General features: G+C 60.1%; 10 protein-coding genes. 9 read left to right on the forward strand and 1 reads right to left on the reverse strand.

All coding sequences use genetic code 11. From position 1 onward, the window contains the following. Positions 1-64: 64 nt before the first annotated feature. Positions 65-1,588 carry a D-alanyl-D-alanine carboxypeptidase/D-alanyl-D-alanine-endopeptidase gene (dacB, locus tag HXO69_RS03915; RefSeq protein WP_296545429.1) on the reverse strand — a complete coding sequence of 508 codons (1,524 nt, stop codon included), beginning with the start codon at positions 1,586-1,588 and terminating at the stop codon, positions 65-67. A 318-nt stretch (positions 1,589-1,906) separates the two neighbouring features. Here dacB and ppa point away from each other — a divergent pair, with 318 nt between their 5' ends. From ppa to HXO69_RS03960, 9 genes are all read left to right on the forward strand, one after another. Further along, positions 1,907-2,392, forward strand: coding sequence for an inorganic diphosphatase (gene ppa / locus HXO69_RS03920; protein ID WP_049344276.1), 486 nt, complete (start codon positions 1,907-1,909; stop codon positions 2,390-2,392). A 232-nt stretch (positions 2,393-2,624) separates the two neighbouring features. Beyond that, the gene (locus HXO69_RS03925; protein WP_296545431.1) at positions 2,625-3,452 is read left to right on the forward strand and encodes an S-layer homology domain-containing protein; all 828 of its coding nucleotides are present in this window, start codon (positions 2,625-2,627) and stop codon (positions 3,450-3,452) included. Between the two features lie 258 nt (positions 3,453-3,710). Further along, positions 3,711-3,935 (forward strand): helix-turn-helix domain-containing protein, encoded by a 225-nt coding sequence (locus HXO69_RS03930; protein ID WP_005504337.1) that lies wholly within the window; start codon positions 3,711-3,713, stop codon positions 3,933-3,935. A 45-nt stretch (positions 3,936-3,980) separates the two neighbouring features. Next, entirely contained in the window at positions 3,981-5,231 is a 1,251-nt protein-coding gene (locus tag HXO69_RS03935; RefSeq protein ID WP_296545432.1) for a type II toxin-antitoxin system HipA family toxin, read from the forward strand. A gap of 107 nt (positions 5,232-5,338) precedes the next feature. Further along, the gene (tilS, locus tag HXO69_RS03940) at positions 5,339-6,472 is read left to right on the forward strand and encodes a tRNA lysidine(34) synthetase TilS (RefSeq protein ID WP_296545433.1); all 1,134 of its coding nucleotides are present in this window, start codon (positions 5,339-5,341) and stop codon (positions 6,470-6,472) included. Positions 6,473-6,668: 196 nt separating this feature from the next. Next, on the forward strand, positions 6,669-7,220 hold the full coding sequence (gene hpt, locus HXO69_RS03945; protein WP_005504342.1) for a hypoxanthine phosphoribosyltransferase: 552 nt from the start codon (positions 6,669-6,671) through the stop codon (positions 7,218-7,220). A gap of 353 nt (positions 7,221-7,573) precedes the next feature. Continuing rightward, a complete protein-coding gene (ftsH, locus tag HXO69_RS03950) occupies positions 7,574-9,814 on the forward strand; it encodes an ATP-dependent zinc metalloprotease FtsH (RefSeq protein WP_296545434.1) in 2,241 nt (746 codons plus the stop codon). Continuing rightward, positions 9,801-10,385, forward strand: a complete 585-nt coding sequence (gene folE / locus HXO69_RS03955) for a GTP cyclohydrolase I FolE (RefSeq protein ID WP_070641882.1) — start codon at positions 9,801-9,803, stop codon at positions 10,383-10,385. The genes ftsH and folE overlap by 14 nt, the downstream gene beginning before the upstream one ends. Positions 10,386-10,824: 439 nt before the next feature. Next, positions 10,825-11,092, forward strand: a 268-nt coding sequence (locus HXO69_RS03960; protein ID WP_296545435.1) for an Abi family protein, incomplete at its 3' end; no start/stop codon positions are given.

An 11,092-nucleotide genomic window follows, 5' to 3' on the forward strand; every position in this document is an offset into this window, starting at 1 on the left:
CCCGAGAGGTTGATTTTCAGGTTTCACGTGAAACACTACAGAAAATCAACCTGCACGGGATGATTTAGGGGGTCTTTAGTGCTTCCGCAGTAGCTTCCGGCGCACTAGAAGCACTCGGCGCGGTCGAACGGTTCGCAATCGCCGCCGCCGCCGCGTCCACGCGTTCCTTCGCGGCGGGCAGCGCATCCGCACCGCCCAGATCGTTCAGAATAATCGCGAAGATCAGGCGGGTGCCGTCGGGTCGGGTCGCCACGCCGCACAGCGAAGACACCGTGTACAGGGTGCCGGTCTTCGCCTGCACAAAAGTGCGCGCGTGCACGGCATTCGCCGCACCAAAGCGATCGGACAGGGTGCCGCTCACGCCCGCGACCGGGAACGTGCTCATCAGCTGCTCCGCATGCTCATCAGCATTCAGCAGAGCCACAACCTGCACGAGGGTTCGGGCGGTCACGCGGTCCGTCAAGGACATGCCGCACACGTCTGCCTGCACCAGGTTTTCAATGTTCACGCCGGCATCCACGAGTGCCTGGCGCACGGTCTGCTGTGCCGCTTCGCCGCTGCCTTCCTTACCGGCGGCGATGGCGGCGCAACGGCCAAGCACCTCAGCCAGGGCGTTATCGGATTCGAGCATCATGTGCTGTGCCTGCTCCAGCAGGGTTGCCGATTCGACAGCGGCGATTTCGACCGCTTCCGCGGGGGCGGTGCGGCGTTCCGCGAGGGTGAAGCTCATGCCGGACTCCTTGCCGGCGGTGTTGAGCGCATCCACGAACGCCTGCTGGGCGGCAACCGCGGCATCGTCTGGACGTACCGGGTTGCTTGCGGTCGACTTGCCCGGCACCGTGTGCGATTCGAGCGCAATCGGGTGAATGGGCGTGATCTGGCCGGACGCCACGTCGGCTTCTTCCCAGCCGGGGTTCACGCCGGGGCCGGTGAAGAAGGTGCCGTCCAGGTAGACGGGTAGCGCGGCAGTCGGCTTTTCGCCCTCGTTCAGCGCCTTCACGGTCAGCTCAGCGAGGGTGCCCAGGCCTGCGCGTCCCACAATCTGCTTCGGGTTGGAGGCGCCCGCACCGAGCAGGGTGTCGCCGCCCGCCACGAGGTACAGTCCGGCGGCGTCGCGGGTGACGCGGGTGCGCAGGCGCGCCTGCAGGTTCGCGTAGTGGTTGAGTGCGAATAGGGTCAGGATTTTGAACGTGGAGGCGGGCACGCGCGCGGTGTCGGCGTTGGCGGCGTACAGGTCGGCGGGTGCGGTGGTCGCCTTGATGCTGGGCAGGTTGCCGTCCATGCCGGTGACGAGCAGGCTGTACTGCGGGTAGGTGCCGTCCGCGAAGAGCGCGGTGAGGGCGTTGCGCAGCTGCTCCTGTTCGGCTTCGGGCAGTGCGGGTGCGAGGGTCGGGGTGGCGCTCGGAGTTGCGGAGGCGGTCGCCTCCGCGGTGCCGGATGCGCTGCCGCTGGGGCTTGCGGAACCTTCGGGGCGTTTCTGTTCGGTTGCGGCGGATCCGCAGGCGGTGAGGAGGAACATGCCGCCGAGGGTGAGAGCGGCGCGGCGGGTGAGGGTGGTGGTCTGGGTGTTGTGCTTGTTGGAAGGCATCTTTTGAGCATAGCGGGCGGATGGGGTGCCTATCGAATTTACGCGCCGGTGCTGTGATACTCCTGCCGCGTTCCTCCCGCCCTTCACGAACCCTATCTGACCTGCCCGGCACGGTGGCGGGTCGCGTTGGCGGGTGCGGGACTAGGCGGAACGTTAACAGTGGTGTGAGCGTGGTAAATTACGCTGGTTTTGGCGCCGAATACGCGGTTTCGGTGTGTGCGAACGGGTTACAATGGGTGAGTTCAACACCTAACTTTCGCACCTTGCGCGCCGAAGTCGCCGCGAAAGTGACTCTAACTCACGAGAAAGAAGGTTCCGATGGAACTCGACGTCACTATTGAAATCCCCCGCGGCTCCCGCGTGAAGTACGAAGTGGACCACGAGACCGGCCGCCTGCGCCTGGACCGCGTGCTGTTCACCTCCATGCAGTACCCCACCGCTTACGGCTACTTCGAGAACACCCTGGGTGAGGACGGCGACCCGCTGGACGCCATGCTGATCCTGGACGTTGACGTTGTTCCCGGCGTGCTGGTTGAGGCTCGCCCCGTTGCAGTGTTCAACATGACCGACGAGGCTGGCGGCGACGCTAAGGTTCTGTGCGTTCCCACCGACAAGCGCTACGACCACATCAAGTCCCTGGCTGATGTTCCCGAGCAGCTGAAGGCTGAGATTCAGCACTTCTTCGAGCGTTACAAGGACCTGGAGCCCGGCAAGTGGGTTAAGGGCGAGGGCTGGGAAGACCTGGCTGCTGCTGAGAAGATGGTCCAGGAGGCTATCGACCGTTTCGCAGCTGAGGGTCACTAAGCTGCCGCACCGTTAGGTGCACCCGGTTTTTATCAGGGGGGCGTGTTCCCTGCGTTTGGTTCGTGCGATTTTTCGTGCGTTCTGGAGGCGGCGGACACGCCCCCTTTTGTTGTGTCTTTCGCCGCATCTGCCTGCACGCCGGGCGTAGTTGATTGCGCGAGGTGCAGATTCCGGGTATGGTCAAAGGGATTCACTCTTCTTCTAATCTCACACCTTTCACCGAGGATAGAAAATGAAGAAAAACCTTTCGACCCGCGGCGCGGCGGCACTGTTGGCGCTGACTATGGGGTATATGGGTCAGGGTGTAGCCCAGGCGGCATACATTCAGCCGAAATCTGCACAGCCTATTGAAGAGCTGGAATTTGATGTTAATTGTTTTGACATGCAAGCGCATTATGGGAAGTATCAAATCAACGGTGTGGATTGGGCAGAGTGTAGCGGCCTGATTACGAAGAAGCAGGTTATTGGGCTGATTAATACCCGTGAGTGGGATTTACCGAACGGGATTATGACCATTTCGCGTGGCCGCTTGCTGGAGTACCTGTACCATCTGGCGGGTTCACCCGAGGTGAAGAATCTGCCGGAGAAGTCCCCGTACACCGACCTGACTCCGGGCGATGCTCGTTATAAGGTTGCTATTTGGGCGACCCGTGTAGGTTTGAGCGCTGGTTGGTCTGATGGTTCCTTCCACTATGACACTCCGGCGAGCCGTGGCGCCTACTTTACCTTCCTTTATCGTGCTGCGGGTAGCCCCAAGGTGACTCTGGAATCTCTGGATGCGGCGAATGCTGTGCGTGCTGAGAAGGGTGCTGCTCCCATTAAGGAAGGGAGTGAGTTGCATCGAGCAATGAGTTGGGTGTATCAGCATGCGCTGGCAAAGGTAGAAGAGGACCGGGGGTATGACAATAACTTCCTCACTAACGGGTACAGGCCGGCGGATTTCAATAAAACACCCGATTTCTATTACGTTTCGTACTCCACTATTTTCACTCCTCTCATGGTTCTTGATTACCACGAGGAGTTGGCGCCCATTGTGGCTCGTCTGCAGTCGCTGTCCTAGCGGCAGGTGAGCGGAGGGCTTGCTGGGGGCGTGTTCCCTGCATCTGGTTCGTGCGAGTTTTCGTGCGTGCTGGAGGCGGCGGGCACGCCCCCTTTTTTTGTATTCCTTGGCTGTGTTTGGGGGTGCCGGAAAGGCGTGCTTAACCGAACTATTCTTCGGAAAATAGCCTCAGAGAGCTTCTTGGGGTGCTAATATGGGCATATTGCGAAGAATAGTTCGTATAACCTGAGGTTCTGTAGCGGTGAGGAGGGAACCCCTATGGCATTCGACGCAACAGGGTTCGCGCAAGAATTTGGTGCGCAGGTTCGTGCCGTCCGCAAGTACGAAAAAATCACCCAAATGGAGTTGGCGTGGATGGTTGGACTCAGTGATAAAACAATCCGCGATATTGAGCGTGGGCTACCCGGCCCGTCAATTGGTGCGGTCCTCAAGGTCGCCCAAGAGCTCGGCATTGAGCTGGCCATTACTAACCCTCTCACCTAACCCCTCCCGCACACTGCGATAGAAAACAGAACCTGGAGAAAAGCCATGACAGATGAACTTATGGCAGATGTCTATAAAGATGGTGTTCTCGCCGCATATTTGAGGCGAGACGCCAACGGGATGATTCATTTCACCTACCGGGCAGATTATAAAGGCCCGGCAATTGCCACGAGCCTGCCTTTAGAGGCGGAATATACCGCAGAATCAATTCCCCCTTTCTTCCAGAATCTTTTGCCCGAAGGCTATAGGCTCGACGTTGTCAGTTCCGAGAAAAAAATCAGCAAAAATAACACCCTGGGCTTATTGCTGGTGATTGGTTCTGACGTTCCAGGCGATGTGCAAATTATTGAGCACGGGCGGGAACTGTACACCGCTCCTGCCGCATTGGTGAACAACCCTGAGGTTGTTTCCTTTGCAGAACTTATGGGCACGGTTGACCGCCGAGGACTGCCTGGCGTTCAAGAAAAGCTGAGTGCCGTCATGAAAACCCTGCCCGTGCATTGGACGGGCGCTGGATACGATGCGCTTCTGAAAATCAGCCCGCAACGCATGCCCGGGCTCGTAGAAAACGAAGCTGCCCACCTCACGGCGGCCGCACTCATGGGGATTCCTGTAGCTCAGCATGAGCTTGTCTATGATCGAGACGGCGTATCAGGTTTGATGGTCTCCCGTTTCGACCGAACACCCTCCGGGGGGCGCATCGCCATGGAGGATGGTGCACAGATTTTGGGTGTTCCTTCGGGTGAGAAATACACGGAAGATAACCCTGCTGTGACAACAGAAAGTGTCATTCAAGCAATGGTGAAAATCGCTGCTTCCCCGGCTATTGCCCGCAGGAATCTTTACATGCACTTTCTCTACGCTTGGCTGACTGGCAACGGTGACCTACACGCAAAAAATATCTCGCTCCTCAAGGGACGCCGTGGATGGGAAGTAGCTCCTATCTACGACATCCCCTGTTCGCTCGTGCACATTAAATCTCTATCCATGGCGCTTAGCGTCAACGGAAAAGATAATTCGAATCCCGGTGACGGTTCGCCGCCCGAAGATTGGAAGATTACTGTTGACGATTGGCTTGCTCTCGCAGAGACTATCGGTCTTCCGACTAAGGTGCAGAAAGACGCTCTAACGCGTGCTCTCAAAGCGGCTCGAGCAGTTCGCTGGCCCACAGACCGAGCCGCCCCGGGGTATATTTTCAACTCGAATGCCTCACCGTTTAAGGCCATGCAGAAAGAGTTGGAACGCCGCCAGGACGAGTTTGAAGAGTACCTTCATCCGAGCTCCTCGCGTTCCTAAGACTCCTGAGACTCCTGACTTCTTGAGCCTCCGTTATTTCTAAATTCTCCTCGTGAAGTAAGTATCTACCTACATAGACACTTCGCAATTTCTATAAAGGAACCACTATGCAGAATGGACGCGCAGGACGCCTGCACCCCGCCGTCGGCACTGCCCGCCGCCACCTCGCCGCCGCCCTTGAAAAGCTCCTCGGCGCAGGAAGCATCAAAGCTACCGGGCGCTCCCGCACCGCCTCCACCGCGGATGCCGCCGACCTGCCCCTGCTCCTGGTCGCCTGCAGCGGCGGCCCCGACTCCCTCGCGCTGGCAGCCATTGCCGCGCACTTCACACGCCGCAGCGACGTACGCGTAGGCGCCATCATCGTCGACCACGGCCTGCAAGAAGACTCCGCCGCGGTCGCCGCGCAGACCGCGCAGACCCTCACCGACCTGGGGCTTCACCCCGTCATCACCGAAAAAGTGCAGGTTCCCGTCGGCAACATGGGCCCCGAAATGGCGGCACGCACCGCCCGCTACGCAGCCTTCAAGAAGGCTGTTGAAGCCACCGGCGCCCGCGCCGTACTGCTCGGCCACACCCTCGACGACCAGGCAGAAACCGTGCTGCTCGGCCTGAGCCGCGGCTCCGGCACGCGCTCCCTGGCGGGCATGCCGCCCGTGCGCGTCGAAGGGGGCGTCACCTACCTGCGTCCCTTCCTCGGCCTGCGCCGCACCGACATGCTCGACATCTGCGACGCCGAAACCCTCACCCCCTGGATCGACCCGACCAACGCCGACCAGTCCCTCATGCGTGCCCGCATCCGCCACAGCGTGCTGCCCTACCTGGAGGAGCACCTCGGCGGGGACGTCGCCCGCTCCCTGGCGCGCACCGCCTCCGTAGCTGGCCCCGATGCCGAATACCTCGACGAACAGGCGCAGGCCGCCTACAAGCAGGCGCTCCTACCCGCCGGAACCGCCGTGCGCGGCATCGAACGTGAGGACGCCGTGCTGCTGGACCGTGCGCAGGTGGCGGCGCTGCATCCGGCGCTTCGTCTGCGTGTGCTTGCTGCCGCCTGCAAGGCTGCCGGGGGAGAGAACCCCGGCTTCGAGCGACTGCAGGCGCTGGATTCTTTCGCCGCCGAATACGCGGTAGCTGGGCCCGTTCAGATGCCCGGTCACGTGAGTGCGTACCGCCGCCGCAAGGTTGCGTATCCGGTGACCGGTGAACGCCTGGACGTGCTCGTATTAGTGCCAACTCGACCCTAACTAGGTGCCCAGCTAGGTGCCCGCGGAGCATCCTCAGCACACACTATCTGCGTGGTGAGGTGCGCCGCGGCGCCGTTTTAAGCCATACTTAAGGCGAACACCATCCACATTATCCGCCGTGGGAAGGCATGAAACCCCGCACCTGGGGACCGCAGCGGAGGCGCAGAGCGTCTAAAAGAATACGAAGGAATACATCGTGCAGGCTATCGACGTGCAGGACGATATCAAGAACGTTCTCTTCAGCAAGGAAGAGATTAATGCGAAGGTCGCCGAACTGGCGGCGCGCATCGACGAAGACTACGCCGGTAAGGACGTGCTGTTGGTGGGTGTTCTCAAGGGCGCCATCATGATCATGGCTGACCTTTCCCGCGCTCTCAAGGGCCACTACACCATGGACTGGATGGCTGTTTCCTCCTACGGTTCCGGCACCAAGTCCTCCGGTGTTGTGCGTATTCTCAAGGACCTGGACACCGACCTGGTGGGCCGCAACGTCCTGATTGTTGAAGACATCATTGACTCCGGTCTGACCCTGGCGTGGCTGCAGCAGAACCTGATTTCTCGCGGTGCAGCTTCCGTTGAGATTTGCACCCTTCTGCGCAAGCCCAAGGTCGTCAAGGCTGACGTTGAGGTCAAGTACGTCGGCTGGGACATCGAGCCCGAGTTCGTTGTTGGTTACGGCCTGGACTTCGCTGAGAAGTACCGCAACCTGGACTGCGTCGCAACCCTGCACCCGCACGTTTACTCCTAAGCCTTCACCACGGCAGCCATGCTGTTAGGTGGTCACGCCCCGCCTCCTCACGCTTGTGGGGGAGCGGGGCGTTGCTGTACCCGGCGGTATGCGGTGGATGCGGCAGGCACAGCCGCCATGATGCGCCGCCGCAGATACTCGGGGCCACGGATACCCGCCGCCGCGGATACACGATAAAGAAGATGCACTTTCAGCCCCTCCGAGTGCTACAACCCTTTAGCCCGCAGGTGAAATGCCCGCCCTGTGCCTAGCCCAAAGCCGGGGTAGGGTACATTTAAGGTTGCATCGTTGGGTGTTCTGGCTGGCATGCCGCAACCCCCGACGGGTTACAGCCGCAACGTAAGGACAAAGCATTGGCTCAAAACCCCAATACTCCGCAGAAAGGCTCGGAGGGCTTCCTGAAGAAGCTGATTAACGGCCCCTGGTTCTGGCCGGGCGCAGCCGTCATCATCATGTTGGCTTTCCTCATGACTTCCCTCTTCACTCAGCCCTCGCGTCAGGTGGACACCAACGTGGGCCTTCAGCTGCTCAACGACCACCAGGTCAAGAGCGCAAAGATCTACGACGGCGACCAGCGCGTCGAACTGCAGCTTAAGGACGACTACAAGAAGGGCAACGACAACTACGGTAAGTCGGTGCGCTTCTACTACGTGCAGCCCCGCGGCGAGGAAGTGGTCAAGGCCATGGACTCCGCCCAGCTGGAAAGCTACACGGACCAGCCGGTTGAGCACAGCTTCCTGAGCTCCCTGGTTTCGCTCTTGCTGCCGATTCTGCTCTTTGGTGTGCTGTTCTGGTTCCTGATGGGACGAGTCGGAGGCGGCTCCTCCGTCATGAGCTTCTCCAAGTCCCGCGCGAAGAAGTTCACCAAGGACAAGCCGGAGGTTCGCTTCAGCGACGTCGCCGGCGTGGATGAGGCGCTCGCCGAGCTGGAAGAAGTCCGCGAGTTCCTGGCTGAACCCGAGAAGTTCACCCGCCTGGGTGCAAAGATTCCCAAGGGCGTGCTGCTGTACGGCCCTCCCGGCACCGGTAAGACCCTGCTCGCCAAGGCTGTGGCGGGCGAGGCTGGCGTGCCCTTCTACTCGATTTCTGGCTCTGACTTCGTTGAAATGTTCGTGGGTGTGGGTGCGTCCCGCGTGCGCGACCTGTTCAAGGAAGCGAAGAGCGACCCCGCCGCCATCGTCTTCGTCGACGAGATTGACGCTGTTGGCCGCCGCCGCGGCGTCGGCATGGGTGGCGGTAATGACGAGCGTGAGCAGACCCTGAACCAGCTGCTGGTTGAGATGGACGGCTTCGACGGCAACTCGAACGTCATCGTCATTGCGGCAACGAACCGACCCGACGTTCTGGACCCGGCGCTGCTGCGTCCCGGCCGTTTTGACCGCCAGATTGGCGTGGACGCCCCCGATATGAAGGGCCGCGAGCAGATTCTGCGCGTGCACGCCGCAGGCAAGCCGATCGCTAACACCGTGGACCTGGCTCAGGTCGCTAAGCGCACCCCCGGCTTCACCGGTGCTGACCTGGCGAATGTCATGAACGAGGCGGCTCTGCTGACCGCCCGCGATAACGGCAACGTGATTGACGACCGCGCTATTGATGAGGCAATCGACCGCGTTATGGCTGGTCCGCAGCGTTCCTCGCGCATCATGAACGAGCACGAGCGTAAGGTCACCGCATACCACGAGGGCGGTCACGCCCTGGTTGCGGCGGCACTGCGTAACTCCGCGCCGGTCACCAAGATTACGATTCTTCCGCGCGGTCGCGCCCTGGGTTACACCATGGTCATGCCGCAGGACGACAAGTACTCCACGACCCGCCACGAACTGCTCGATCAGATGGCGTACGCGATGGGTGGCCGTGCGGCTGAGGAGATTGTCTTCCATGACCCGTCCACCGGTGCGTCTAACGACATTCAGAAGGCGACCGATACCGCCCGCAAGATGGTCACCGACTACGGCATGAGCTCCGTGATTGGTTCCGTGAAGCTTGGTGGCGAAGACACCGAACCGTTCCTCGGTGGTGGCGGCGCTTCGGCACGCAACTACTCGGACGAGACCGCGGCAAAGGTCGACGCTGAGATTCGCGCCCTACTGGAGCAGGCACACGACGAGGCATTCCAGATTCTGCTGGAAAACCGCGATATTCTGGACCGCCTGGCGTTCGCCCTGCTCGAGAAGGAAACCCTGCTCGAGAACGAGATTGCCGAAATCTTCAAGGACGTTCGTAAGCGCCCCGAGCGTGAGTACTGGTACTCCAAGCCGACCCGCGAGCGCACCGACATCCCGCCGGTGAAGGCACCGAGCGAGCTGGCTCAGGAGGCGCAGAAGGCTGAGGAAGCACCTGCCGAAGCACCGACTGTCCCCGTAGCGCCGACCGTTCCTGTAGCACCGGCAGCACCCGCACAGCAGGTTCCGACCCAGCAGGCACCGGTAGCACCTACCCAGCCTCTACCGCCTCAGGCGCCCCTCAGCGACCCGGACGCCGACCCGACCGTCGCAATGCCCACCCAGCAGTACCCGAACTACCCCGCCCCTCCGGCGCAGCGCCCGGAGAACGGCACCCCGAACCAGAATGGAGCAGAGAATGAGCGAGGCTAAGAACGCCGTCGACCAGCCGCGTATTGAGGCTGCCGTCCGTGAGATTCTGCTCGCGATCGGTGAGGACCCGGACCGTGACGGCCTGCAGCAGACCCCGGCCCGCGTGGCGCGCGCCTACGCGGAGTTCTTCTCGGGCCTGCACCAGGACGCCGGCGAGATTCTGGGTACGACTTTCGACATTGCCCACTCTGAGATGGTGCTGGTGAAGGACATCCCGTTCTACTCGACCTGTGAGCACCACCTGGTGCCGTTCCACGGTGTGGCGCATGTGGGTTACATCCCCGGCCCGGACGGCAAGGTCACCGGCCTGAGCAAGCTTGCTCGCGTGGTGGACCTGTACGCCCGCCGCCCGCAGGTGCAGGAGCGTCTGACTACGCAGGTGGTGGAGGCTCTGGAGGAGCACCTGAACCCGCGCGGCGCGATTGTGGTGATTGAGGCTGAGCACATGTGCATGTCGATGCGCGGTGTGCGTAAGCCGGGCGCGAAGACCGTGACCAGCGCGGTGCGCGGTGCGCTGATGAACACCGCAACTCGTGCGGAGGCGATGAGCCTGATCTTCTCGCAACGCTAAGCATTCGGGATGAGCATATAGCTATATGACAGGGGGCAGGATTCTAAGGAATCCTGCCCCCTGCGCTGTGCGGTCGCATTTGTTGGGCTGTATGACGAGAGCCCTTGCGTGAAGAGCATCATCAGCTGTAGAGTAGTACCACTAGTACCGGCACCACTCCTTCGGGAGTACAGGACCGGTCTTCTTTTTACTTATTGCATAAATTACTGGTAGTTCTTGTTGTTCATTTTGCAAAAGTCAAGTACTATATATGTATACATATCATGATTGCTTCCCTCCAATATGTGTGGAGGATGGAGCAATCGCGGCCGGTTCCGCTCCCTTAGGAGTCCAGGGCCGGTCATCTTTTTATAGCTCTTCATAAGTAACTTAGTCTCTTGCGTGTGTAGAATCATTTGCCCTGATATGATATATACGTCCCAGTGCATACAATGGAGTTATGATGCCTTCGAACCCCAAACCTTTCAAAACTCATGAAGAGCAATTTGGTATCTTATCGCGACGTGGCATGACCACTGTTTCCCACGAGAATGCCATCAAGTTTTTGGAAGGGGTTAACTACTATCGCTTGAGTGGTTATTGGTACTCGTTCAGAGTCAAGGCTAAGAAGAGTTCCAAACAGAAATCCAACCGAAACAAGCGTTTGGATAAGTTTGAAGTAGGGACAACTTTTGATGATGTTGTAAGCCTCTACCGCTTTGACGCGT

The organism is Rothia sp. (in: high G+C Gram-positive bacteria) (assembly GCF_015265375.1).
Classification (GTDB): Bacteria; Actinomycetota; Actinomycetes; order Actinomycetales; family Micrococcaceae; genus Rothia.